The organism is Streptomyces beihaiensis, assembly GCF_026274175.1.
Classification (GTDB): domain Bacteria; phylum Actinomycetota; class Actinomycetes; order Streptomycetales; family Streptomycetaceae; genus Streptomyces; species Streptomyces beihaiensis.
Genome location: NZ_JAPHNL010000310.1, coordinates 28,698 through 53,168, shown reverse-complemented (window position 1 = coordinate 53,168; position 24,471 = coordinate 28,698). Strand labels below are relative to the sequence as shown.

The following is a 24,471-nucleotide window of genomic DNA, read 5'->3' as shown; positions in this document are numbered from 1 at the left end:
GGACCAGAGGTGAGGGGAGACGGAGCCGATGGGAGAGGGGAGGAGCCTGAGGTGGGAGGAGAAGGGCCCGCGGTGCGGGCGGAGAGCCGGGAGTCCGCGGTGAGAGAGGACGGGACGTCGTGAAGATCGAAGCGCTGCTCTTCGGCGGTATCGCCGTCTTCTTCGGCGGGGCCGCCGTGCTCTACCGGGTGTGGTCGCGCGATCCGACCGGCACGGCGGTGCTGATCATCGCGTTCCTCATGGCCCTGGCGATCTCCCTGTTCTGCGCGGTGAACTACCGCCGCAAGGGCGCGCGCCCGCAGGACCGTACCGAGGCCGAGGTCGCGGATGCCGCCGGACCGGTGGAGTTCTTCCCGGCCCACAGCTACTGGCCGGTCGTCACCGCCCTCGGCGCCGCGCTCACGGCGACCGGCATCGTGTACGGGCTGTGGCTGTTCCTCATCGGTTTCGGGGTGCTGGCTCGCGGTGTGGCGGGGATGGCTCTCCAGTACGTGCATCACGGTGAGGGCCAGGGGAGCTGACCGGCTTCCGGGGCGGGCGGCGGGGCGCGCCCGGCCGGAACGACTTGACGGGGTGGTGCGCTTCCTCGTAACCGCCCTCGATGTTCTGCCGTACGTCGCCCGATTCCACGCCTTCCCTGAGGCGTTTGCGCTCGGCGGCGAGCAGGGCGTGGCACAGCCGCCGGGTGACCATGAAGGCGATGACCGGGGCGAGGACGAGACCGACGCGCAGCCCCCAGGTCATCGCGTTGACCGAGATGCCGAAGGTCGTCGCGATCACGTCGTTGCCGCCGGCGAGGAGCAGTACGCCGTACGTCGTGATGCCCGCCACGCCGAGAGCGGTGCGTACGGGGCGCTCGCGCGGCCGGTCGCACAGGTGGTGCTCCTGGTCCCACTCGCCGGTCAGGAACTGCTCGGCGAACGGATACACGTACAGGACGGTGAAGAGCAGTCCCGGCAGGACGACGGCGGGCAGCAGCACGTTCCAGCTGACCGTGTGTCCCGCGATGGACGTCTCCCAGTACGGCACCAGGCGCAGCGAACCCTCCAGGAAGCCGACGTACCAGTCGGGCTGGGAGCCGGTCGACGCCTGGTCGGGGCGGTAGGGCCCGTACGTCCACACGGGGTTGATCTGCGCGACGGCGCTGAGCACCGTCAGGGCGCCGAAGACCATCAGGGAGAGGCCCGAGGAGGCGGCCGTGAACCGGGGGAACAGGGGCCTGCCGCGCACATTGCGGTTCGAACGCCCCGGCCCGCGCCACTGCGTGTGCTTCAGGTAGAAGACGAGGATCAGGTGGGCGGTGAGGAGCCCGATCAGGGCGCCGGGCAGCAGCAGGATGTGCAGCCCGTACAGGCGGGGGATCAGGTCGTGACCGGGGAACTGGCCGCCGAACACGAACATGGTGATGTACGTGCCCACGACCGGGACCGACAGCATGACGCCCTCGGCGATGCGCAGCCCGGTGCCGGACAGCAGATCGTCCGGCAGCGAGTACCCGGCGAAGCCCTCGACGACCGCCAGCAGGAACAGGGTGACGCCGATGACCCAGTTCATCTCGCGCGGCCTGCGGAAGGCGCCGGTGAAGAAGACGCGCAGCAGGTGCAGCCCGATGGCGGAGACGAACACCAGCGCCGCCCAGTGGTGCATCTGCCGGATGAGCAGCCCGCCGCGCACGTCGAAACTGATGTGCAGGGTCGAGTCGAACGCCTCCGACACCCGTACCCCGCGCAGGGGCAGGTACGGGCCCGCGTACGCGATCTCGCGCATGTCCGGTTTGAAGAAGAAGGTCAGCCAGACGCCGGTCAGGATCAGAAGGATCAGGCTGTAGAGCGCGAGCTCGCCGAGCAGGAACGACCAGTGGTCGGGGAACGCCTTGCGCAGCAGTGCCCCGCCCTCGTACGCGGGCATCCGACCGTCGACGGCGTCGGCGATGAGCTCGCCCGCGGGCGCGGTCCGCTCCCGCTCGGGCCCTGGCCGGGCCCCTGGCTCGCGCGCTGACGGTGATGTGGGCTCGGGCTCGGACGGCGCGGCCGTCATCGCGCGCCCTGCGTGCCGCCCTGAGCGGAGCGCTCATGAGGGCGGCGGCCGCCCCGGTCCTCCACAGGCCTTTCGTGAACCACGAAGCGACACGCCTCCCTCTACTCGCCCTGCTGGCCGTCAGCGCACACGGCACGCCTTACCTCATGCCTTCACCACGGTGCGCGCGACAGCTGCCCCGCCCCGGCGAAACACTCCCGCGCCCCGGCCGCGACACCCGATCGGCCGAGGCGCGGGCCGCCATGGGGTCCTCATCGGGTCCTCATCGGGTCCTCGTCGGTCCCTTGCGCCGGGGCCTCATCCGGATCGGGGCTCTTGCCGGCCTCGCACATCGCCTGTGCCGCGGGTTCCACGTCAGGGGAAGTCGCGGGTTCCACGTCAGGGGAACAGGGCGATGCCGACGGCGATCACGAGGATGACACCGATCACGACGGCCGTCGTGAACCAGAACCCCCGGTGATGCAGCGTGGGAAGGATCGGGCCGCCGGCGTTGCCGCGGGGCCGGTCCTCGGGGAGCGTCGGGTGATGCGCCGGACGGTCGCGGGAGTAGAACTCTTCGTCCTCGGCGTTTCGCTGTTCGGACTGTTCGGACATGGTTGCCCTCCTTGCAGCGCTTATAGCCTATTTTGTACCCGTTACCCCGTTCGGTGTATCCGCGTGCGCCAAGGCGTTGGTGAAGTATTCACGGCGACGGGGCGCTGCATGGCGGTATGCGGCCAGGTTCGCGGCCGTGTTCGCGGCCGTGTCTTCGGCGGGGGCGCGAGCCGGTGGGCGCTGGGGCCCGGCCCGGTGCGAGGAGGGGGGCTAGCCCTACTGCACCCTGGGGCTCGCCTCCGTACCGTAGAACGCCATGGAAGCCCGTGAAGGCGCGCGTGACGCCGAACTCAAGAAGGATCTCGACGCCACCCTGCACGCCCGCAGGGAGCTGGGCGAGGAGTACGAGTCGGTGCTCGCCGACTCGTTCCTGGAGAAGGTCGAGGAGCGTCTGGACTCCGTCGTGGAGCGGCGGGTGCGCAGGCAGCTGGCCGAGCAGCAGATGGTCCTCGCCCGCGACGCGCGCGACGGCGGCCGCTCGCCCGTCGACTCCTGGGGCGAACGCTTCGGCTTCGCCCTGATCTCCCTGATCCTCGCCATCCCGCTCTCCGCGATCGCCGTCGCCAACGCCGGTCTCGCGGGGCTGCTGGCCGCGTGGGCCGGGGTCGTCGGCGTGAACGCGCTCGCGTCGGGCGACCGGGCTCCCTGGTCGGCGCGGAACCGCGCGGCCCGGCGCGGCGACGGGCGTGGCGGCCGGGACTCCGACTGGGAGGACTGACGGCCTCCCGTTTCCGCGTCCTGCCGTACGCGGCCGTTTCTCACGCAACGCTCATCTACGCCCACTAACCTCCCCCGCCGACCGAACCGGGCGACGGACCGGGCCGACGGAGGGAGAGGGACGTGACGCGCGGAGCGCAGGGGCTGGTCAGGGCGGCCGTGGTGGTGCGGGCCGGAGCCGCCCCGCTGTGGTGGCTCGGTGTGCTGTCGGCGAGCCTCGGCGCGCTGGTGCCGGGGCTGACCGGGCGGCGCATCGGGGTCATGGCCGGGGCCGCCCTCTTCGTGGTGGCGCTGGCCGTGACGGCGTACGCCCGCAGGAAGCGGTACGCGGCGCTCGCCCGCGCCGCCGCACGCGCGGGCCGGCGCGACGTGCTCCAGGATCGCGCGGTCACCGTACGGAACTGGCGGCGCGGCCACCGCTGGTGGCTGGTCCTCGCCTTCCTCGCCGCGCTCGGCGGCTCGTTCGCGGTGCCGGCGGCGGGCGGCATGGCGCTGGCCGGGGCGGGCGCGGGGCTGTGGCTGAAGGCGGTGTGGCTCGGCCGCCGCGAGCACGACGAGCAGCGGCTGCTGTGGCTGCGCGTGGACTGGCTCGGCTCCCGCGCGGGCGCGCCCGCGGGCAAGCGGGTCAAGGCGTACCGGACCACGGGCACCGCGGCCGGTGACGCGGGGGTGGGCGGGGCGCGGCGCGGCTGAACGGTCCCCCGCACGGCACACCTGGCCGAGGAGTGTATTGACTAGGGCTATTCATGAAGACAGGATGTGAATAGCCGAGCCCACACGACCCGTGCATTCGCATGCCAGGAGCAGGAGGCAGTCATGTCAGGACCCCGCCCCGTACGAGCCCCCCGCGGCACGGAACTGAGCGCCCTCGGCTGGCAGCAGGAGGCCGCCCTGCGCATGCTCCAGAACAACCTCGACCCCGAGGTCGCCGAGCACCCCGACAAGCTCGTCGTCTACGGCGGCACGGGCAAGGCCGCCCGCGACTGGCGCTCCTTCGACGCGATGATCCGCACGCTGCGGACGCTCAAGCAGGACGAGACCATGCTCGTCCAGTCCGGGCGTCCGGTCGGCGTCATGCAGACCCACGAGTGGGCGCCGCGCGTGCTGATCGCCAACTCCAACCTGGTGGGCGACTGGGCGAACTGGGAGGAGTTCCGGCGGCTCGAACAACTGGGTCTGACCATGTACGGCCAGATGACCGCGGGCTCCTGGATCTACATCGGCACACAGGGCATCCTCCAGGGCACGTACGAGACGTTCGCCGCGGTCGCCGCGAAGAAGTTCGACGGCACCCTCGCCGGGACGATCACGCTGACGGCCGGTCTCGGCGGCATGGGCGGCGCCCAACCGCTGGCCGTCACGATGAACGACGGCGTCGCCATCTGTATCGACTGCGACCCGCGCGCCATCGAGCGCCGCATCGAGCACAGGTACCTGGACGTGAGGGCGGACTCCCTGGAGCACGCGCTCCAGCTGGCCGTGGAGGCCCGCGACGCCCGCCGCCCCCTGTCGATCGGCCTGCTCGGCAACGCCGCCGAACTGCTGCCGCGCATGCTCGCGGAGTCGGCGCCCATCGACATCGTCACGGACCAGACCTCGGCCCACGACCCGCTCTCGTACCTGCCGCTTGGCGTCGCCTTCGAGGACATGGCGGACGCGGCGGCCAAGGACCCGGCGGGCTTCACGACGCGGGCGCGCGAGTCGATGGCGCGGCACGTGGAGGCGATGGTCGGCTTCATGGACGCGGGCGCCGAGGTCTTCGACTACGGCAACTCGATCCGGGGCGAGGCCCAACTCGCGGGCTACGAGCGGGCGTTCGCGTTCCCCGGCTTCGTTCCCGCCTACATCCGGCCGCTGTTCTGCGAGGGCAAGGGACCGTTCCGCTGGGCGGCGCTCTCCGGCGAGGCGAGCGACATCGCCAAGACCGACAAGGCGATCCTCGACCTCTTCCCCGAGAACGAGTCGCTGGCCCGCTGGATCAAGATGGCGGGGGAGCGGGTCCACTTCCAGGGCCTGCCCGCCCGTATCTGCTGGCTGGGATACGGGGAGCGGGACCGCGCGGGCGAGCGCTTCAACGACATGGTGGCGAGCGGCGAACTCGCCGCCCCGCTGGCCATCGGCCGCGACCACCTCGACTGCGGCTCGGTGGCCTCCCCGTACCGGGAGACCGAGGCGATGCTCGACGGCTCCGACGCCATCGCCGACTGGCCGCTGCTGAACGCCATGGTGAACGTCGCCTCGGGAGCGTCGTGGGTCTCCATCCACCACGGCGGCGGCGTCGGCATGGGCCGCTCGATCCACGCGGGCCAGGTCACGGTCGCCGACGGCACGGCGCTCGCGGGCGAGAAGATCCGGCGCGTCCTGACCAACGACCCCGGCATGGGCGTCATCCGCCACGTGGACGCGGGCTACGACATCGCGGAATCGGTGGCCGGCGAGCGGGGCGTGCGCGTGCCGATGCGGGAGGGCGAATGACGGTCCACCCGAAAGCGGCGCGGGCAGCCACCGCGAACCCGCACTCGCCGACGCTCCCCGATTTCACGGCGATGTGGCGTGACCTGCACCCCATCGGCCGTGACAAGGACACGACCGGCTACCGCCGCTACGCCTGGACGGCGGCGGACGCCGACTGCCGGGAGTGGTTCAAGGAGCAGGCGACCGCCCGCGGTCTCACCTACGAACTCGACCGCAACGGCAACCAGTGGGCCTGGCTCGGCGACCCGACCGCCGCAAACGCCGTGGTGACCGGCTCGCACCTGGACTCCGTCCCGGACGGCGGCGCCTTCGACGGACCGCTGGGCGTCGTCTCCTCCTTCGCCGCGCTCGACGAACTGCGCTCCCGCGAAGCCGAGTTCACCCGCCCCCTGGCGATCGTGAACTTCGGCGACGAGGAGGGCGCGCGTTTCGGCCTGGCCTGCGTGGGCTCCCGCCTCACCGCGGGCGTGCTCACCCGCGAGGCGGCGTACGGCCTCACCGACGGGGACGGCGTCACCCTCCCCCGGGCGATGGAGCGCGCGGGCTACGACCCGGAGGCGATCGGCCCGGACCCGGAACGCCTCGCCCGCATCGGCGCGTTCGTCGAGCTGCACGTGGAACAGGGCCGGGCGCTGGACCTCTCCGGCGACCCGGTGGGCATCGCCAGCAGCATCTGGCCGCACGGCCGCTGGCGGTTCGACTTCCGCGGCGAGGCCAACCACGCGGGCACCACCCGTCTGGCCGACCGCCGCGACCCGATGCTCCCGTACGCGGAGACGGTCCTGGCGGCCCGCCGCGAGGCACGGCTCGCGGGCGCGGTCGCGACCTTCGGCAAGATCGCCGTCGAGCCCAACGGCGTCAACGCCATCCCGTCGCTCGTCCGCGGCTGGCTCGACTCCCGCGCGGCCGACCAGGACGCGCTGGACACGACGGTCACGGCGATCGAGAAGGCGGCGCACGACTACGCGCGGGCGCACGGCGTCGACGTGTCCCTCACCCGAGAGTCGTTCACCCCGATCGTCGACTTCGACCACGCGCTCCGCGACGAGCTGACCCGCATCCTGGGCAAGGAGACCGACCCGCCGCTGAGGGTCCCCGTCCTGGGGACCGGCGCGGGACACGACGCGGGAATCCTCGCCTCGTCCGTCCCGACCGCCATGCTGTTCGTACGCAACCCCACGGGCGTCTCGCACTCCCCGGCCGAGTTCGCGGCCGAGGACGACTGCCTGGCCGGGGTGCGCGCACTGGCCGACGTACTGGAAGGGCTGGCCTGCACGTGACGACGACGGCGACGGGCGCGACGGACACGAAGGCGACGTACTGGCTGGAACACGCCTGGCTCGACCCGACGGTGGAGCCGGGCGTGGTGGTGGAGGTGGCCGACGGCCACATCACGGAGGTCCGCACGGAGGTGGACGCCCCGCCCGCCGGAGCGACAGCGCTGTACGGCCTGACGCTCCCCGGCCTGGCCAACGCCCACAGCCACGCCTTCCACCGGGCGCTGCGCGGCACCGTGCAGGTCGGCTCCGGCACGTTCTGGACCTGGCGCGAGACGATGTACTCGGTCGCCGACCGGCTCACCCCGGACACGTACCACGCGCTGGCGTGCGCGGTCTACGCGGAGATGGCGCTGGCCGGGATCACGGCGGTGGGCGAGTTCCACTACCTCCACCACGCGCCCGGCGGCACCCCGTACGCCGACCCGAACGCGATGGGCGAGGCCCTGATCGCGGCGGCCGACGAGGCGGGCATCCGCATCACGCTGCTCGACACGGCGTACGTCTCGTCGGGCTTCGGCAAGGCGCCCGACCACCACCAGTTGCGCTTCTCCGACGGTACGGCGGAGGCATGGGCCGAGCGGGCGTCGCAGCTCAAGGACCGTCCGCATGCGCGGATCGGCGCCGCGGTGCACTCGGTTCGGGCGGTCCCGGCGGACCAGTTGGCCACGGTGGCGCAGTGGGCGGGCCGGCGCGGCGCCCCGCTCCACGTCCACCTGTCGGAACAGCCGGCGGAGAACGAGGCGTGCCAGGCGGCCCACGGCTGCACGCCCACCCAACTCCTCGCGGACAACGGGGTGTTGGGCCCGTCCACGACAGGCGTCCACAACACGCACCTCACGCACGGGGACATCGCGCTCCTCGGCCGTACGCACACGGGCACGTGCATGTGCCCGACGACCGAACGCGACCTGGCCGACGGCATCGGCCCCGCGGCGCGACTCCAGCAGGCGGGCTCGACGCTCTCCCTCGGCTCGGACAGCCACGCGGTGATCGACATGTTCGAGGAGGCGCGGGCGATGGAGCTCGACGAGCGCCTGCGCACCCACATCCGCGGCCACTGGACGGCCGCGGCCCTGCTGCGCGCGGCCACGTCCGACGGCCACGCGGCGCTGGGCTGGCGCGGCGCGGGCGTACTGGAACCCGGCGCGGTCGCCGACCTGGTCACGGTGGACCTGAACTCGGTCCGCACGGCGGGCACCAGGCCCGAGACGGCCGCGCAGGCGGTGGCGTTCGCGGCGACGGCGGCGGACGTGACGAACGTGGTGGCCTCGGGCCGCCAGATCGTCCGCGACGGCGTCCACGGACGGATCGGCGACGTGGCATCGGCCCTGACCGAGGCGATCTCGGCGCTCAGGTAGCCGAGGTGGCTGAGGTGGCTGAGGTGGCCGAGGTGGTTGTGGCGGCTGAGGTGGCCGAGGTGGCCGAGGTGGCCGAGGTAGGGCCTGTACGCCAGACGAGAGGAACGACAGACATCATGCCCACGACGTCGATCACCAACATCGGCACACTCGTCACGAACGCCCCGGAGCTGGGCGAGGGCCCACTGGGGCTGGTGGAGAACGCGGCCCTGGTCATCGAGGACGGCAAGATCGCCTGGGCCGGCCCGACGGCGCGGACACCGCCGACGGACACGACGCACGACGCGCGGGGCGGGGCGGTGATCCCCGGATTCGTCGACTCCCACTCCCACCTGGTCTTCGCGGGCGACCGCACGGCGGAGTTCAACGCGCGTATGTCGGGCCGCGGTTACAGCGCGGGCGGCATCCGTACGACGGTGGCGGCGACGCGCGCGGCGACCGACGCGGAACTGGAACGGAACCTGGTGCGCCACCTGTCGGAGGCACTCCGCCAGGGCACGACGACGTTCGAGACGAAGTCGGGCTACGGCCTGACGACCCACGACGAGGAACGCGCCCTGCGCATCGCGGCGGCCCACACGGACGAGGTCACGTACCTGGGCGCGCACATCGTCTCGCCCGACTATGCAGAAGACCCCGCCGCCTACGTGGAGTTGGTGACGGGCGAGATGCTGGACGCCTGCGCCCCGCACGCCCGCTGGATCGACGTCTTCTGCGAGAAGGGCGCGTTCGACGGCGACCAGGCGCGGGCCGTCCTCACGGCGGGAAGGGCGCGGGGCCTCCACCCCCGCGTCCACGCGAACCAGCTCAGCTACGGCCCCGGCGTCCAACTGGCGGTCGAACTGGACGCGGCCTCGGCCGACCACTGCACGCACCTGACGGACGCCGACGTGGACGCGCTGGCCAACAGCGACACGGTGGCGACGCTGCTCCCCGGGGCCGAGTTCTCCACCCGCGCCCAGTGGCCGGACGCCCGCCGCCTCCTCGACGCGGGCGCCACGGTGGCGTTGTCCACGGACTGCAACCCCGGCTCGTCCTTCACCTCCTCGGTCCCCTTCTGCATCGCCCTGGCCGTACGGGACATGGGCATGACCCCCGACGAAGCGCTCTGGTCGGCGACGGCGGGCGGCGCGAAGGCCCTGCGCCGCACGGACGTCGGCCACCTGGGCGTGGGGGCGAGGGCGGACCTGGCGATCCTGGACGCCCCGAGCCACGTCCACTTCGCCTACCGGCCCGGGGTTCCGCTGGTGCGGGAGGTGCGGCGCGCGGGGAAGCCCCAGGGCGCGCGCTGACCGGATCGCTCCACACCCCGCGGATTGCTGTGAATCCTGCGGAGGGTCTTGACCGGCGCATTGGTCCAGGCCAATTTGAACCTGGCTGATTCCCCACCGGGCAACACCCTCCCCAGGAGTGTGGACATGCATGAGCACGGGATAGTCGAACCAACAACCAAGTCCAGATCCTCGCTGCGCGCCCCCACACTGGCCGCGGCCCTCGTGCTGGTCGCGGGCGTCACCACGCTCGCCGCGACCGCCACCGGCGCCTCGGCCGCCACCAACCTCCTCACCAACTCCGGTTTCGAGAGCGGCAGTCTGTCCGGCTGGAGCTGCTCAAGCACCGACAGCGCCACCACCTCGCCGGTACGCAGCGGCTCGTACGCGCTGAAGGCGGCGGCGACGTCGTCGGACAACGCCCAGTGCACGCAGACCGTCACCGTCCAGCCGGACACCACGTACAGCCTGTCGGGTTACGTGGAGGGCGACTACGCGTACATCGGCGTGACCGGCACCGGCGCCTCGGACACGAGCAACTGGACGACGGGCGCGACCAGTTGGACCCCCCTCGCCGACACCTTCACGACGGGCTCGTCGACCACCTCCGTCCAGATCTACGTGCACGGCTGGTACGGCACGGGCACGGTCTACGCCGACGACTTCAGCCTCGTCGAGGGCAGCGGCGGCGGCACCACGTCGAGCCCGACACCCACGCCGACCCCGACGCCCACCCCTACCTCCACCGTGCCGCCGGGATCGGGCGGTTTCGGAGCCGTCTCGCCGTACGCGGACCTGTCGCTGTACCCCGAGTACGACCTCGCCGCCGGTGCCTCCACCGAGGGCACCAAGTACTTCAACCTCGCCTTCATCACCGACGGCGGCTCCTGCACGCCGAAATGGGGCGGGGTCACCGACATCACGGACTCGGCCACGCTCACCGACGTCGCGAACCTGCGCGACGCGGGCGGCGACGTACGGGTCTCCTTCGGCGGCGCCAGCGGCACGGAACTGGGCCAGAGCTGCTCGTCGGCGAGCGCGCTCGCGGCGGCGTACCAGTCGGTCATCGACGCGTACAAGCTCACCCGGATCGACTTCGACATCGAGGGCGCGGCCGTGGCCGACAGCGCCTCCGTCGACCGCCGCAACCAGGCCATCGCGACCCTGGAACGGAACAACCCGTCCCTGGAGGTCTCCTACACCCTCCCCGTGCTCCCGACGGGCCTCACCTCGGACGGCGTGAACATCCTGACCAGTGCGAAGAGCCACGGCGCCACGGTCTCGGCGGTCAACGTCATGGCCATGGACTACGGCTCCTCGTACTCCTCCGACATGGGTCAGGACGCGATCGACGCCGCCACGGCCACCAAGGAGCAGGTGAAATCGGTGTGGACCGGCCTCACCGACGCCCAGGCGTGGGCGAAGGTCGCGGTCACGCCGATGATCGGCGTCAACGACGACAACGCCGAGACCTTCTCCCTCGCCGACGCCTCGAAGCTCGTCTCCTTCGCGAAGGCCAACCACCTCGCGTGGCTGTCGTTCTGGTCGGCGACGCGCGACAAGGAATGCTCCGGCGGCGCGCAGCCCTACGCCGAAGCCACCTGCTCGTCCGTCGTCCAGAGCCCCGGAGCCTTCGGCCAGGCATTCAGCTCGTACACGGGCTGAGCCCAGCGCCCGACAGGAACCGAGGCCGTCGGCCGACCCGGCCTCGGTTCCAGCGCGGGTAGCCGTGGGCGGGCCCCCTCGGAGATGGTGGGGGGGCGGAGCGGCGGGTCCGGTGCGTCCGGCCGACGTGGTGGACGCCGCCCGGTCGCCGTCTTGATGGCGGAGCCTCGACGGGGCACGCCCTGGTCTCCGTCGGACAGGGTTCGCGCTTGCGCTTTCCGCTGCGGCAACTTCTACGGTCATGTGTGGGGCCGGAGAGACCGGCCCGGCGAGGGAGGCACCGGCATGGCCTGGTCGATCGCGGAGGTGGCGCGCATGTCCAGGGTGACATCGCGGACGCTGCGGCATTACGACGAGATCGGCCTGCTGCCGCCCGCGTGGATCGGGAGCAACGGGCACCGCTACTACGAGGAGGCCGATCTGCTGCGGTTGCAGCAGATCCTGCTGATGCGGGAGCTGGACCTGGGGCTGCGCGAGATCCAGGCGGTCCTGGACAGCCGGCTCGACCAGGTGGCCGTGCTGCGTGAGCACCACCAACGGCTGCTCGCGGAACGGGACCGGCTGGAGACGCTGGCCCGTACGGTCGGCCGCACCATCGCCGAACTGGAAGAAGTTAGGGACAACGGGAAGATGACGAAGATCAACAAGCCGGAGAACCTGTTCGAGGGGTTCCAGGCCCCCGCCGATGCCGAGGCCGAGGTACGGGAGCGGTGGCCGCGGGCGTGGGAGCAGTCCCGGCGGGCGGTCGAGGCGATGACCTCCGAGGACACGGAGCGCTGGCAGCGTGAGGTGACGGCGCAGATGATCCGCATGGCGGAGTTCATGGTGGCAGGGACGCCGGTCTCCGACCCCGCGGTACAGGCCGAGGTGGACGCCAACTACCGGCAGATCTGCCGGTTCTGGACCCCGACGGCGGCCGCGTACAAGGGAGTGGGCCAGACCTATGTCGACGACCCGCGGATGCGGGCCAACTTCGACAAGATCGCCGAGGGCCTCGCCGTCTACCAGCGCGATGCGATGACCGTGTACGCCGATGCCCGGCTGAGCTGACCGCACCGACGGCGCCGCGCAAGCGGCCCCGCAGCCCACGTACGCGTACGGGCCCCCGCCCCGGGGATCGGGGGCGTGGGCCCGTACGCGTAGGTCAGGGGCCGGGTGTGACCGGTGGGCTCACTCCTCCACCGTCAGGCCCCTGCGCAGCCGCACGAGGGTGCGCGACAGGAGTCGCGACACGTGCATCTGCGAGATTCCCAGCTCTTCGCCGATCTCGGACTGTGTCATGTTGGCCACGAAACGCAACGAGAGGATCTTGCGGTCGCGCGGCGGCAGGTCGGCGATGAGGGGCTTGAGCGACTCCACGTACTCGATGCCCTCCAAGCCGTGGTCCTCGTAGCCGATGCGGTCCGCCAGGGCGCCCTCGGAGTCGTCCTCCTCCGGCTGGGCGTCCAGCGAGCTCGCCGTGTAGGCGTTGGAGGCCGCCATGCCCTCGACGACCTCGTCCTTCGACAGGCCCAGGCGTTCGGCGAGCTCGCCCACCGTGGGGGCGCGGTCGAGCTGCTGGGCGAGCTCGTCGCCCGCCTTGGCCAGGTCGAGGCGGAGTTCCTGGAGGCGGCGCGGCACGCGCACCGACCAGGAGGTGTCACGGAAGAAGCGCTTTATCTCGCCGACGATCGTCGGCATCGCGAACGTGGGGAACTCGACGCCACGGCTCAGCTCGAACCGGTCGATCGCCTTGATCAGACCTATGGTGCCGACCTGGATGATGTCTTCCATCGGTTCGCTGCGGGACCGGAACCGGGAGGCGGCGAACTTGACGAGGGCCAGGTTCAGCTCGACCAGTGTGTTGCGTACGTACGAATATTCGTGGGTTCCCTCTTCGAGGGACTCAAGGCGCTCGAAGAGCGTCTTGGACAGGGCACGCGCGTCGAGCGGCGCCACTTCGTCGTACGGGGGGATCTCGGGAAGCCCGTCGAGGCCGGTCAGGCCGTCGAAGCCTTCGAACAGGGCGGGGTCGACAGAGTCGACGGATTCGGGAGCGGCGGGGTCCAGGTCGTGGTCCCGTGGGGGTGTCGACGTCGCCTGGGCCGCCTGATCCTGCCGGGCGCGCGATTCGTCGAGCCGGGGTGACATGCTGTCCTCCATCGTTCTCGGCATATGGCTGCCGATGCCAATACGTGCACTGCGGAGTGCGGCGCCTCCAAAGCCGGCGGGTTGATTGGTGTCTTTACTAGGCCTACCCGCTTTTCGCACCGGCCTGCAAGTCCTTTCTGGGGCGAAATGTCCGAATTCTGGAGGTTGTTCGGGTGTCGATAAAGGCACAGAGGGCGTAGGGTTCGAGGGCGTCAACCGGCAGCGGAAGAGAGAGGCGTCATGGACCGCGGGACAGTCGGCAGCGCACATCGGGGCCGGCTTCTGGTCGAGGTGCGACAAGAGGGTTCCAGTGCAGTGGTGACCCCGGTGGGTGAGTTGGATCACCACACCGCGGACCTGCTGCGTGAGCCGCTCGACGAGTGCGTCGAGAACGGATTGTTCCGCCTGGTCATCGACTGTTCGCGGCTCGAATTCTGCGACTCGACGGGGCTGAACGTACTGCTCGGAGCGCGTCTGAAGGCCGAGGCCGAGGGTGGTGGCGTCCACCTCGCGGGCATGCGGCCCGTGGTCGCGCGCGTCTTCGAGATCACCGGGGCCGAGGCCGTCTTCACGGTGCATGAATCCCTGGAGCGTGCCCTCGCGGCCGAGTGACCGGGGTCGGCCCGGGAGTGTCCGGAGAGCGGTCGGGATCGCCGCTCCGAGCCGGTCACCAGAAGTTACGCTCCAGTTGTGCTCGTGTGATCGAGGCGTTACCAGCGTCACAGTTTCCGGCCGGGGCAAGTGAGTGTTCCTCACGTCACGCCGGGCAGGAGACCCCCGACCGAGCGGATGACGTGGACGACGTGGACGACGCGGGCGGTGTGGATCGTACGGAACGACAGAACGTCGGAACGTACGGACCGCGCAGGCGGCGGACGCGGCGGACGCGCCGAACGTGGCGAACACGAGGAGAGCGATCCGAGCGGGGCCCCGCCCCTCCAGTCCAGAGACCAGAACTCGAACTCCAGAATCGATGCTGAACGGTGAATCGGTGAGGTGAAGCGCTGATGAGCACCACCCGGCCTTACTCGCCGGGCGACCAAGGCCCCGAGCCCGACGACCTGCCGGGCGTCACGGGCCGTCAGGTCCGCAGGCTGAACCTCGCCGGGGCGAGCGGAATCGTGCCGCTGGCCCGCGACTTCGCCCGTGAGGCCCTGTACGCCTGGGGCTGGCTGCCCGCGGCGACCGCGGACCGGCGGGCCGCCGCCGAGGATGTCCTGCTGGTCGTCTCCGAGCTGGTCACCAACGCCTGTCTGCACGCGGACGGCCCCGACGAACTGGCCCTGTACTACGGCGACTCGGCCACGAACAAGGTGCTGCGCATCGAGGTCGCCGACCGCGGTACCGGCCAGCCCGCGCCGCGCACCCCGCACCGGGCCGGGCGCCCCGGTGGGCACGGCATGTTCATCGTCCAGCGGCTCTGTCTGGACTGGGGGGTCCAGCGGACCTCCGGGGTCGCGGGCAAGACCGTGTGGGCGGAGGTGGGCGCTCCCTCCTGAGCCGAGGGCTGTCGCGGGCCTGAGTCGAGAGCTGTCACGAGCACGCCGGATCGTCTGCGATCCGGCGTGCTCTTTGTCTTCCCTCGGCAACCTCCCGGGCGTACCTTCTTGGCCACTCATCTGATGAACCGTCAGTAACCCGGCTGGTGTGAAGGGATCCCGAGGTGTCGTACCGGACGTACCAGAAACGAACCGCCGCGTTCGCGATCGGCGCGGCCCTGGCGGGGTCGGCGGTGCTGATGGCCGCCCCCGAGGCCCGGGCCGCCGTGCAGAACGTCGACTACCAGTGCAAGACGCCGATCGGGAAGAAGGGGGCCGTCTCCCCGATCGACATGAAGGGCGTCAGGAGCGGCAGCGGCTACAAGATCACGATGTCCTTCCAGAAGGGCGTCTCCTCCAGCCCCGTCGAACTCGGCAAGGGCGCGATGCACCCGAGCGCGGTCATCGAGCTCGGTGGCGCCGACACCGGGGCCCTCCATGTGTCAGGGCCGCCGAATGCCAAGGCGATCCCCGCCAACACGCCCATCAAGATCAGTGACTTGACGGGCACGTACACGCCGAAGAAGAGCGGCAAGGTGACGTTCACGGCAGGGGTCCTGACCATCAAGGCGCTCGGTACGACCACGACATGCACCCCCGCCAACAAGCCGGGCCCGTCCCTGGAGCTGAGCGTGACGGCGGCCGCCGGGTCCGCGGGTGCCTCCCACGCGTCCGGCACGTCAGGCGGCTCCGGCGCGTCCGGCGCCGCCGGTTCCACCGGGGCCGGTCAGCTTCCGCGGACCGGTCCCGCGGACTCCGTGATCGCCCTCGGCACCCTGGGTGGCACGGTCTTCCTGGCCGGTGCGGCGGGCGCCCTGTGGCTCACCCGTCGCGGGAACACGGCGTCCTGAGGTGACCGTTCGCGCGGCCGCCCCGGCGGGCCTGGCCCTCGCCGTCCTGCTGCTCACCGCCGCTTCGGGCGGCACGGCGAACGCCGACGAGGCGCGCTGGACCATCGCCCCCTCCGCGGGACCGGCCGCCGGTGACGGCCGCCCGTGCGTCTACGCGGAGGGCGCCCCCGGCACCGTCCTGGAGGACACGGTGACCGTCACCAACCCCACCCGTGAGCCCCTGGACGTGACCCTCCGCGGCGCCGATGCCGACAAGGCCGGGGAGGGTGGCAAGGGCGGGCAGAGCGGCGAGGTCGGGGCAGGTGGCAAGGGCGGGCAGAGCGGCGAGGCGGAGAAGGACGACAAGGCCGAGACGGCCGAGGACACCAGCGCCTGGATCACCTTCGCCGACCGCACGGTCCGCGTCCCGGCCCGTACCCGCGCCGACATCCCGTTCACCGTCTCCGTCCCGCGGGACGCCACCCCGGGCGACCACCCCGGCGCCGTCGTCGCGCGGGCCGACGGGCGCGAGTCCGCGGTCGCGGTCCGCCTGCGGGTGAGCGGACCCACGCTCTCCGCGCTCACGGTCGAGCACGTCCACGTCGTGCGGGGCGGCGGGGCGGGCGGCGGCACCTCGATCGCGTACGAGGTCGTCAACCGCGGCAACACCACGCTCCACCCGCGCCTGACGGTCAAGGCCGACGGCGTCCTCGGCACCGTCCTCGACAAGCGCCCCCGCGCCCTGCCGGTCGACGTGCCGCCGGGCCGCCGGGTCCGCCTCACCGAACCGTGGCCCCACGCCCCCGCGCTGGACGCGGTCGACGTGAAGGTCACGGTCACCGCGGGCGGCGGCGCCGCGGACTCGGCCACTGTCGACGCCCGGTTCGTGCCGTGGGGCGCGGTCGGCGGCGCCCTGGCCGCGCTCGCCGCGACGGGGTGCGTCACCGCCTGGTACGTACGCCGCCGACGACGCCCCGCCGAAACGTAGCCCCCACGCAGACACCGAGGGAGTACGCCATGAAACGCCGCAGCGTGCCGGGCCCGTGGCTGCTGACCGGACGGGTTCTGGCCGTCCTGGCCGTCGCCGTCGCGCTCCTGGTGGGCACGGCGGCCTGGGGAACGGGAGCGGAAGCGGGAGCGAGAGCGCAAGCTGCCGGCCGGCCGAGCGTGACCCTGTCCAAGTCCCAGGCGGGGGCGGGGGGTTCGATCACCGTACGGGGCGCGCACTGGCGTCCCCGGACGCTGCTCATGATGCTCATCTGCGGGCAGTCGAGCCCGTCGCGCGGCGTGATCGGCGGCACCAACTCCTGCGCCAACTCCGAGGGCCGCGCCGTCACCACCGGCGCCGACGGCTCCTTCAACAAGCGGATGCCGGTCGCCGAACCGCCCGCCCCCTGCCCGTGTGTCGTCCACGTCGCCACCGTGACCGGGCCGAAGGCGCAGGTGGACGCGGTGTTCAAGGTGGCGGGCCACCCGGTGGAGGCGCTGCCGGAGCCCACCGCGAACGGCCGCCTCTCCATGGTCACCGACACCCGCCTCGACGGCTCCAGCGGCCTGCTCACCTGGTTCGGCGCCCCGCCCTCCCGCACCCTCACCTTCACCGTCGGCAACGTCGGCTCGTCGCCGGTCAAGGACCCGGTGTTCAAGGTGGGTTCGGCGCACGGCGTGTTCGCGCCGCAATGGGACGAGCAGCAGTGGCGCGGCACCATCGAGCCCGGCCGCAAGGCGCGGATCAGACTGCCCGTCGAACTGTCGGCGGGCGCGCACGGCGACTACCTCATCTCCCTCAAGTACGACGGGAAACTGCTCGCCGAACAGCCGTGGGGGGTGGGACGGCCGTGGGGCGTCACGCTCTTCTGGATCCTGCTCTGCGTCGTCGTGCCCGCCGCGGTCTTCCGGGTCGGCATGGCGATCGTCAACAAGCTGAGCCCGCGCGAGCGCCACTCCCGCGCCCACGCGAGCGGCGGGCGCCGCGCCGCGGCCGCACGCCGCCTCGCCGAGCGTCTCGCCGGGCGGACGGTGCAGCTGCCACGGGTGCGGCTGCCGCAGGAGCCACCGCCCGCACGCGAGGGCACGGCGAGGAGACCGACCGCCTCGGCCGACCGCGCTCACCCCACCACCACGGCCCTGCCGTGGTTCACCCCCGACTCAGGGCCGGCCGCACCGGAAGACACCAGCCCGACCACCCGCCCGACCACCCACACGACGGAAGGAACGACGTGACAAGCCAATGGAGAGCCGGCGCGGCCGGCTGCGCCGCGCTCATGCTGTCCGGTGCGGGGCTGCTGATGGCCGCCGCCCCGGTGCACGCGGACACGGGCAGCGCGGCCTTCAAGACGAAGTGCATCCCGCCTTCCATCTCCGGCCTGCCGCCGGTGGAGGGCACCACGAAGGCCGACATCACGGCGCCCGCGACGGCGAAGGTCGGCGACGAGATCGACGTGGTGTGGAAGACGGTTCAGGCCGCGTCGAAGAACCCGGACGTCCTCGACCTCGGCGCCGACACGGTGAAGCCCACGGGCGTGATCAAGGTGGCCGGTGCGCAGACCGGCGACCTCGCGATGGCGGGGCCGCGCAAGAACCCGGCCATCCCGAAGAACAGCCCGATGGTCCTGTCCGACATGACCGGCAAGCTGAAGCTGACCAAGCCGGGCGAGGTGACGCTCACTCCGGACGCGTACGACATCAATGTCAGCAAGCCGATCTCGACCGACACCAAGTGCACCCCGGAGGAGACGGTGCGTCCCGCCGTGACCATCAAGGTCACCGACGGAAGCGGTTCGTCGTCGGGCGGCAGTACCACCGGCAGTACGACGAGCGGGACCACCGGCAGTACGACGAGCGGGACCACCGGGAGCACGACGAGCGGAACCTCGGGCACCTCGGGCTCGTCCGGCTCCACCACCGGCGGAAACGGTGGGCAGAGCGACTTCACCGGCAAGGAGGTGCAGATCCCGTACGCGTGCAAGACCCCGATCGGGAACAAGAGCGCCACGTCACCGGTGCAGATCAACGCCAGGAAGAACAGCGGTGACTACGCCCTGACCGTGCGGTTCAAGAAGTCGGTCATGAACAGCCCGGCCACCATCCCGGCGCACTCGGTCAAGCCGTCGATGGAGGTGAAGCTGGGCGGCGCCGACAAGGGCACCGTCCACGTGGAGGGCCCGACGAACCCCAAGCCCATCAAGTCCGGGGACCCGATCAACATCCCCGACCTGACCGGCACGTACAAGCCGGGTGCCTCCGGCACGGCGACCCTCTCGCCGGGCGTCCTGACGGTGAAGGCGCTGGGCACGACCACCACCTGTACCCCGACCAGGACGGCGGTCTCGCTCACCCTCGACACGAAGTCCCAGCCGGGCGGCGCCTCCGGCACGACCGGCTCGGGATCGACCTCGACGGGCGGCAGCACGGCGTCGGGCACGACGTCCGGCACCACGGGCGGCGGCCTGGCCGAGACGGGCGCCTCCAACGAGGGCGCCCTGCGCGCGCTCGGCCTGGTGGCCGCGACGGTGGTCCTGCTGGGCGGGGCGGTGTTCACGTTCCTGCCGCGGCAGCGGCGGCGGTAGGGCGGTCGCAGACGAAGCCAGGGGTCCGCTCCACGCTGCGGACGCGATGCGGCGGCCCCCGCCGCACCGAAGTGCGACGGGGGCCGTCCGCGCCGTGGGAGCGGGGTGGTGCGTCAGTGCACGCCGCCCATCAGCTTGTTGACCTTCTTGCGGTACATGAAGACGGCCACACCGGCGAGCACGGCGATGGCGCCCTGTGAGGCGAACCACGCCTGCGTGCCGGTCGGAGCACCTATCAGCTGGAGCAGCGCGATGGTCGAGTCACCGGCGGTGACGGCGAGGAAGAAGACGCCCATCATCTGGGACGAGTACTTCTCCGGGGCGAGCTTCGTGGTCAGCGACAGGCCGACCGGGGAGAGCGTGAGCTCACCGATGGTCTGCACCAGGTAGACCACGCACAGCCACAGCGGGCTGACCTTCGTGTCACCGGTGGCGACGCCCTGAGCGAGCATCATGACGAGGAAGGACAGACCTATCAGGAAGACGCCGTTGGCGAACTTCGTGATGGTGCTCGGCTCCTTGCCGCGCTTGTTGAGCGCGACCCACAGCCAGGCGGCGACCGGCGCCAGCGCCATGATGTACAGCGGGTTGAGCGACTGGAACCAGGTGGACGGGAAGTGCATCCCGAACAGCGAGTTGGAGGTGTGCTCGTTGGCGAACACCGTCAGCGTCGAACCGGTCTGGTCGTAGATACCCCAGAACATGGCCGCGACGACGAAGAACCATATGTAGGCCGTCATCCGTGACTGCTCGACGCCGCTCAGGTCACGGTCGCGCTTGATCTTGACGAGGTACCAGATGGGCAGCGCGAGACCGATGATGGTCAGCGGCCACAGCATCCAGTTCACGGTGTACCAGCCGCCACCGACGACGACGCCGTAGAAGACGACGGCGAGCAGCGCCCAGAAACCGGCCTTCTTCAGCAGCGACGCCTTCTCGTCGGCGCTCACCGGCGAGGACACCACGTCGGACTCGGGTGCCAGGTGGCGGAAGCCGAGCAGGAAGAACATCAGGCCGATCGCCATGCCGACACCGGCCAGCGCGAAGCCCAGGTGCCAGCTGACCTTCTGGCCGATCGTGCCGATCGTCAGGGGGGCGGCGAAGGCACCGATGTTGATCGCCATGTAGAAGACTGAGAAACCGGCGTCCCGGCGCGGGTCGTTCTTGTCCGCGTACAGGTGTCCGACCATCGTGGAGATGTTGGCCTTCAGCAGGCCCGAACCCGCCGCGATCAGACCGAGGCCGGCGAAGAAAGAGCCTTCCCACGGCAATGCCAGGGTGAAGTGACCCGACATGATGATCGTGCCACCGATGGCGGTCGTCTTGCGCGGACCCCACACCCGGTCACCGAGCCAGCCGCCCGGCAGGGCGAGCAGATATACCAGAGCGTTGTACACGGAGTAGATCGCGGTCGCGGTGGCCAGCGTGAGGCCGAGACCGCCGTCGGCGACGGTCGCCGACAGGTAGAGCACGAGCAGGGCTCGCATGCCGTAGAAGCTGTAACGCTCCCACATCTCCGTCATGAAGAGGTTGGCAAGGCCGCGGGGGTGGCCAAGGAAGGTGTTCTCACCGGCAGGTGCGGTGGTCTCCTTCGTCAGGCTGGACGCCATGGGTCGTTCCTCGTGGTGTCGGGACGCGCTGCGCTCTTGGCGGGTACGCGCCCGGTGGGGGTTGCCGGCACCGGATCCCACCGTCCTCCCCACGCCCGGAGAGGAGGCCCTCGGCGAGGTGTTCGCGCGGGACCAGGACGGCGGACCCGAGATCCACACCCTCCGTACGTCTTCATACGGCGGGCCCGGCCACAGGTCGTTCCGAACAGTGCTGGTGGTGACCAGCTCGCACAAGAAAGGGACCCTTGTTGCGCAGTGCGCTCCAAAGGTCCCCCAGTAGTGCATCAGGCGTTGAGTCACCATACGACACGACGGTGGCCGATATGGAAGGACTTGAGAGATGGATCACAGGGCTACGCGGAACCGTAGCGTGATTTCGAAGGTCTGATCCACTCTCTCACCCCCAGTACGCAGGTCCGGAAGTCCCAGCCCCGATCGCCCACCGCCATCCGGCGGATGCGGACTACCATCACCCCCATGACCCGTGTACTGCTCGCCGAGGACGACGCGTCCATCTCGGAGCCGCTGGCCCGCGCCCTGCGCCGGGAGGGCTACGAGGTAGAGGTGCGTGAGGACGGCCCCACCGCCCTGGACGCCGGACTACAGGGAAGCATCGACCTCGTCGTACTGGACCTGGGCCTGCCCGGCATGGACGGCCTCGAGGTCGCCCGCCGCATGCGTGCCGAGGGTCACACGGTGCCGATCCTCATCCTCACGGCCCGCGCCGACGAGGTGGACACCGTCGTCGGCCTCGACGCCGGCGCCGACGACTACGTCACCAAGCCGTTCCGCCTCGCCGAACTGCTCGCCCGCGTCCGGGCCCTGCTGCGGCGCGGTTCCGCCGAGCCGACCCAGGCGCCCGCCACGCACGGCGTGCGCATCGACGTCGAGTCGCACCGCGCGTGGATGGGCGACGAGGAACTCCAGCTGACGGCAAAGGAGTTCGACCTGCTGCGCGTCCTCGTACGGGACGCGGGCCGGGTCGTCACCCGGGACCAGCTGATGCGGGAGGTGTGGGACACCACGTGGTGGTCCTCCACCAAGACGCTCGACATGCACATCTCGTGGCTCAGGAAGAAGCTGGGCGACGACGCGGCCAACCCCCGGTACATCGCGACCGTGCGGGGCGTGGGGTTCCGGTTCGAGAAGAGCTGAGCAGATCAAGCCCCTCCGGTTGTTCGAGGAGCGGGGGCCGGGGCGGAGCCCCGGGACCGCGCCCCCGGTGAAGGGCACCGATTCCAGGGCGCCGGTTCCAGGGGCCCGATCCGGGACCCCGATCCGGGACCTCGATCCGGGACCTCGATCCGGGACCCCGATCCAGGACACTGAGACATATGCGCCGCCGACTCATCAATTCCACCCTGGCCGTCGTCCTGGTCGTCATCGCCGTCTTCGGCGTCTCCCTCGTCATCGTGGAGAGCCGGACCATCAGCAACAGCGCCCAGGACCGCGTGGAGTCCGAGGCGGTCCGGCTCGTCTCCATCGTGGACAGCCGGCTGCACAGCGGCGAGCGGGTCGACGCGCACATCCTCAAGGACCAGGTGGCCATCGAGGAGCGGTACGCCGTCATCCGTATCCCCGGCCGCGAGGCGATCGAACTCGGCTCCGAGCCCGCGGGTGACGTGATCTCGTTCACGGCCACCGGCGAGCGCGGCGAGAAGGTCACCGTCGAGGAGCCCCGCTCGGCCGTCACCCAGGAGGTCGGCCGGACGCTGCTGATCATCGCCCTGGTCGCGCTGCTCGCCATCGTCGCCGCCGTACTGTTCGCCGTACGCCAGGCCAACCGTCTCGCCTCGCCGCTCACCGACCTCGCCGAGACCGCCGAACGGCTCGGCTCCGGCGATCCGCGCCCCCGCCACAAGCGGTACGGCGTGCCCGAGCTGGACCGTGTCGCCGACGTGCTCGACGGGTCGGCGGAGCGGATCGCGCGCATGCTCACCGCCGAGCGGCGGCTCGCCGCCGACGCCTCGCACCAGCTGCGCACGCCGCTGACGGCGCTGTCGATGCGGCTTGAGGAGATCACCATGACCGACGATCCGGCGGAGGTGAAGGAGGAGGCGACGATCGCGCTCAGCCAGGTCGAGCGGCTCACCGACGTCGTGGAGCGGCTGCTGACCAACTCGCGCGACCCGCGCAACGGCTCGGCCGTCTCCTTCGACCTCGACGAGGTGATCAAGCAGCAGCTGGAGGAGTGGCGCCCGGCCTACCGCAGCGCGGGCCGCGCCATCGTCTCCTCCGGCAAGCGCCACCTCACGGCCGTCGGCACCCCCGGCGCGGTCGCCCAGGTGCTCGCGGCGCTGATCGAGAACTCGCTGATGCACGGTGGCGGCACGGTCGCCCTGCGCACGCGCGTCACCGGCAACCAGGCCGTCGTGGAGGTCACCGACGAGGGGCCCGGTGTGCCGCCGGAGCTGGGCTCGCGGATCTTCGAGCGGACCATCAGCGGCCGCAACTCGACCGGCATCGGCCTCGCCGTCGCCCGTGACCTGGCCGAGGCGGACGGCGGCCGCCTGGAGATGCTGCAGGCGAGCCCGCCGGTCTTCGGCCTGTTCCTGTCGCGTACGCCGCTGAGGCGGGCGGTGCCGGGCGGGGACGACGGCACCGAGCCGGAACCGACGATCAGGTAGCCGTCCCGACGACGTGGTCGGGCGGTCGGCCGACCCGGGTGGCCAGGGGCCGTCACTTCATGCGGCTCGTCGCCGCGGACCGCGCGGACCGCTCTTCCAGGAACGATTCCGCGCCGGCCACGGTCTCCCGCGCGGGCAGCGCCCGGAACACCCACGTCCGGTACGACCAGAAGCGGAACAGGGTGGCCAGAGCCATACCGAGGAACTTGAAGACGTTGCTCTGCAGCGGACTGTCCCAGCCGAACCCGTACGTGGCCGCGTACAGCACACCGTTCTCGATCACCAGGCCGACGATGCTGAACAGCAGGAACAGCGAGAGTTCCCTGCCGCGGCCGCTCTTGTCGCGGTCACGGTAGGTGAAGTAGCGGAACCCCACGTAGTTGAAGGCGATCGCCACGACCGTGGCGATCACGCTCGCGCGCACGACCTGGAGGTTCGTGGCGTGCCGCACCAGGTTGAAGACGGCGAAGTTCACGAACACGCCGAGGGCGCCGACGACGCCGAATTTGGCGATCTCGCGCGTCAGGGCCGCGAAGCGCAGCCGCAGGGCCCCGAGGCGATGCTGGCCGCCCGCTCCGGACGCGGTCGCGCCCTGCTGGTGGCGGCCGGTCGTGTCGTCCATGGTTCCTGCCTCAGCCCCCGTCGTCCCCGTCTCATGGTCACGCGGTTCATGGGAAGAACCACCGTGGTTCATCGGAAGAACCACTCAGCCATGCTAACCACCGGTCCCCGCAGATGCCCTGCGGACAGCGAAGTGGACTTTTCGGACT

At 71.1% G+C, this 24,471-nt stretch carries 22 protein-coding genes; 17 read left to right on the top strand and 5 right to left on the bottom strand.

Annotation, left to right across the window (positions count from 1 at the left end):
* Window positions 1-119: 119 nt before the first annotated feature.
* Window positions 120-521: an aa3-type cytochrome oxidase subunit IV gene (gene ctaF, locus OFY01_RS27385; protein ID WP_266604324.1), complete on the top strand. Its 402-nt coding sequence runs from the start codon at window positions 120-122 to the stop codon at window positions 519-521.
* Here the strand turns inward: ctaF and qcrB are convergent.
* Complete coding sequence (qcrB, locus tag OFY01_RS27380) at window positions 439-2,037, bottom strand: cytochrome bc1 complex cytochrome b subunit (RefSeq protein WP_407700435.1); 1,599 nt, start codon at window positions 2,035-2,037, stop codon at window positions 439-441. The two genes, ctaF and qcrB, sit on opposite strands and share 83 nt — an antisense overlap.
* A 378-nt stretch (window positions 2,038-2,415) precedes the next feature.
* Complete coding sequence (locus tag OFY01_RS27375) at window positions 2,416-2,631, bottom strand: hypothetical protein (RefSeq protein WP_266604322.1); 216 nt, start codon at window positions 2,629-2,631, stop codon at window positions 2,416-2,418.
* Between the two features lie 256 nt (window positions 2,632-2,887).
* Between OFY01_RS27375 and OFY01_RS27370 the strand changes: the two genes are divergently transcribed.
* From OFY01_RS27370 to OFY01_RS27335, 8 genes are all read left to right on the top strand, one after another.
* Entirely contained in the window at window positions 2,888-3,349 is a 462-nt protein-coding gene (locus OFY01_RS27370; RefSeq protein WP_266604320.1) for a hypothetical protein, read from the top strand.
* Between the two features lie 122 nt (window positions 3,350-3,471).
* Entirely contained in the window at window positions 3,472-4,041 is a 570-nt protein-coding gene (locus OFY01_RS27365) for a hypothetical protein (protein WP_266604318.1), read from the top strand.
* Window positions 4,042-4,164: 123 nt separating this feature from the next.
* Window positions 4,165-5,823, top strand: a complete 1,659-nt coding sequence (gene hutU / locus OFY01_RS27360; protein WP_266604316.1) for a urocanate hydratase — start codon at window positions 4,165-4,167, stop codon at window positions 5,821-5,823.
* A 71-nt stretch (window positions 5,824-5,894) separates the two neighbouring features.
* Window positions 5,895-7,103, top strand: coding sequence for an allantoate amidohydrolase (locus tag OFY01_RS27355; RefSeq protein ID WP_266604389.1), 1,209 nt, complete (start codon window positions 5,895-5,897; stop codon window positions 7,101-7,103).
* Complete coding sequence (locus OFY01_RS27350; protein WP_266604314.1) at window positions 7,100-8,461, top strand: formimidoylglutamate deiminase; 1,362 nt, start codon at window positions 7,100-7,102, stop codon at window positions 8,459-8,461. The genes OFY01_RS27355 and OFY01_RS27350 overlap by 4 nt, the downstream gene beginning before the upstream one ends.
* Before the next feature lie 116 nt (window positions 8,462-8,577).
* Entirely contained in the window at window positions 8,578-9,753 is a 1,176-nt protein-coding gene (hutI, locus tag OFY01_RS27345; RefSeq protein WP_266604313.1) for an imidazolonepropionase, read from the top strand.
* A gap of 126 nt (window positions 9,754-9,879) precedes the next feature.
* On the top strand, window positions 9,880-11,397 hold the full coding sequence (locus OFY01_RS27340) for a carbohydrate binding domain-containing protein (RefSeq protein WP_266604311.1): 1,518 nt from the start codon (window positions 9,880-9,882) through the stop codon (window positions 11,395-11,397).
* A gap of 285 nt (window positions 11,398-11,682) precedes the next feature.
* Complete coding sequence (locus tag OFY01_RS27335; RefSeq protein ID WP_266604309.1) at window positions 11,683-12,447, top strand: MerR family transcriptional regulator; 765 nt, start codon at window positions 11,683-11,685, stop codon at window positions 12,445-12,447.
* Window positions 12,448-12,567: 120 nt separating this feature from the next.
* Here OFY01_RS27335 and OFY01_RS27330 read toward each other — a convergent pair whose 3' ends face one another.
* Window positions 12,568-13,527, bottom strand: coding sequence for an RNA polymerase sigma factor SigF (locus OFY01_RS27330; protein WP_266604387.1), 960 nt, complete (start codon window positions 13,525-13,527; stop codon window positions 12,568-12,570).
* A 240-nt stretch (window positions 13,528-13,767) separates the two neighbouring features.
* Here OFY01_RS27330 and OFY01_RS27325 point away from each other — a divergent pair, with 240 nt between their 5' ends.
* The 6 genes from OFY01_RS27325 (at window position 13,768) to OFY01_RS27300 (ending at window position 19,464) form a co-directional block, all read left to right on the top strand.
* Window positions 13,768-14,139: an STAS domain-containing protein gene (locus OFY01_RS27325; RefSeq protein ID WP_266604307.1), complete on the top strand. Its 372-nt coding sequence runs from the start codon at window positions 13,768-13,770 to the stop codon at window positions 14,137-14,139.
* A 395-nt stretch (window positions 14,140-14,534) separates the two neighbouring features.
* Window positions 14,535-15,026 (top strand): ATP-binding protein, encoded by a 492-nt coding sequence (locus OFY01_RS27320; protein WP_266604305.1) that lies wholly within the window; start codon window positions 14,535-14,537, stop codon window positions 15,024-15,026.
* A gap of 164 nt (window positions 15,027-15,190) precedes the next feature.
* A complete protein-coding gene (locus OFY01_RS27315; protein ID WP_266604303.1) occupies window positions 15,191-15,916 on the top strand; it encodes a peptidase in 726 nt (241 codons plus the stop codon).
* A 1-nt stretch (window position 15,917) separates the two neighbouring features.
* Window positions 15,918-16,883 (top strand): COG1470 family protein, encoded by a 966-nt coding sequence (locus OFY01_RS27310; RefSeq protein WP_266604301.1) that lies wholly within the window; start codon window positions 15,918-15,920, stop codon window positions 16,881-16,883.
* A gap of 29 nt (window positions 16,884-16,912) precedes the next feature.
* Window positions 16,913-18,118, top strand: a complete 1,206-nt coding sequence (locus OFY01_RS27305) for a hypothetical protein (protein ID WP_266604299.1) — start codon at window positions 16,913-16,915, stop codon at window positions 18,116-18,118.
* Between the two features lie 41 nt (window positions 18,119-18,159).
* Entirely contained in the window at window positions 18,160-19,464 is a 1,305-nt protein-coding gene (locus OFY01_RS27300; protein WP_266604385.1) for a hypothetical protein, read from the top strand.
* Between the two features lie 113 nt (window positions 19,465-19,577).
* Here the strand turns inward: OFY01_RS27300 and OFY01_RS27295 are convergent, their stop codons facing one another.
* On the bottom strand, window positions 19,578-21,074 hold the full coding sequence (locus OFY01_RS27295) for a peptide MFS transporter (RefSeq protein WP_266604297.1): 1,497 nt from the start codon (window positions 21,072-21,074) through the stop codon (window positions 19,578-19,580).
* Between the two features lie 477 nt (window positions 21,075-21,551).
* On the opposite strand from OFY01_RS27295, the gene OFY01_RS27290 reads away from it, so the two are divergent.
* The gene (locus OFY01_RS27290) at window positions 21,552-22,229 is read left to right on the top strand and encodes a response regulator transcription factor (protein ID WP_266604295.1); all 678 of its coding nucleotides are present in this window, start codon (window positions 21,552-21,554) and stop codon (window positions 22,227-22,229) included.
* 179 nt (window positions 22,230-22,408) lie between these two features.
* Window positions 22,409-23,701, top strand: a complete 1,293-nt coding sequence (locus OFY01_RS27285; protein WP_266604294.1) for an ATP-binding protein — start codon at window positions 22,409-22,411, stop codon at window positions 23,699-23,701.
* Window positions 23,702-23,753: 52 nt separating this feature from the next.
* On the opposite strand, the gene OFY01_RS27280 is transcribed toward OFY01_RS27285, so the two are convergent.
* Window positions 23,754-24,323: a GtrA family protein gene (locus OFY01_RS27280; protein ID WP_266604292.1), complete on the bottom strand. Its 570-nt coding sequence runs from the start codon at window positions 24,321-24,323 to the stop codon at window positions 23,754-23,756.
* Between the last annotated feature and the right edge of the window lie 148 nt (window positions 24,324-24,471).

Coding starts and splice junctions, on each gene's coding strand:
- qcrB (WP_407700435.1), bottom strand. CDS start 2,037: ATGACGGCCGCGCCGTCCGAGCCCGAGCCCACATCACCGTCAGCGCGC.
- OFY01_RS27375 (WP_266604322.1), bottom strand. CDS start 2,631: ATGTCCGAACAGTCCGAACAGCGAAACGCCGAGGACGAAGAGTTCTAC.
- OFY01_RS27370 (WP_266604320.1), top strand. CDS start 2,888: ATGGAAGCCCGTGAAGGCGCGCGTGACGCCGAACTCAAGAAGGATCTC.
- hutU (WP_266604316.1), top strand. CDS start 4,165: ATGTCAGGACCCCGCCCCGTACGAGCCCCCCGCGGCACGGAACTGAGC.
- OFY01_RS27355 (WP_266604389.1), top strand. CDS start 5,895: ATGTGGCGTGACCTGCACCCCATCGGCCGTGACAAGGACACGACCGGC.
- hutI (WP_266604313.1), top strand. CDS start 8,578: ATGCCCACGACGTCGATCACCAACATCGGCACACTCGTCACGAACGCC.
- OFY01_RS27340 (WP_266604311.1), top strand. CDS start 9,880: ATGCATGAGCACGGGATAGTCGAACCAACAACCAAGTCCAGATCCTCG.
- OFY01_RS27335 (WP_266604309.1), top strand. CDS start 11,683: ATGGCCTGGTCGATCGCGGAGGTGGCGCGCATGTCCAGGGTGACATCG.
- OFY01_RS27330 (WP_266604387.1), bottom strand. CDS start 13,527: ATGTCACCCCGGCTCGACGAATCGCGCGCCCGGCAGGATCAGGCGGCC.
- OFY01_RS27325 (WP_266604307.1), top strand. CDS start 13,768: ATGGACCGCGGGACAGTCGGCAGCGCACATCGGGGCCGGCTTCTGGTC.
- OFY01_RS27320 (WP_266604305.1), top strand. CDS start 14,535: ATGAGCACCACCCGGCCTTACTCGCCGGGCGACCAAGGCCCCGAGCCC.
- OFY01_RS27305 (WP_266604299.1), top strand. CDS start 16,913: ATGAAACGCCGCAGCGTGCCGGGCCCGTGGCTGCTGACCGGACGGGTT.
- OFY01_RS27300 (WP_266604385.1), top strand. CDS start 18,160: ATGCTGTCCGGTGCGGGGCTGCTGATGGCCGCCGCCCCGGTGCACGCG.
- OFY01_RS27295 (WP_266604297.1), bottom strand. CDS start 21,074: ATGGCGTCCAGCCTGACGAAGGAGACCACCGCACCTGCCGGTGAGAAC.
- OFY01_RS27290 (WP_266604295.1), top strand. CDS start 21,552: ATGACCCGTGTACTGCTCGCCGAGGACGACGCGTCCATCTCGGAGCCG.
- OFY01_RS27285 (WP_266604294.1), top strand. CDS start 22,409: ATGCGCCGCCGACTCATCAATTCCACCCTGGCCGTCGTCCTGGTCGTC.
- OFY01_RS27280 (WP_266604292.1), bottom strand. CDS start 24,323: ATGGACGACACGACCGGCCGCCACCAGCAGGGCGCGACCGCGTCCGGA.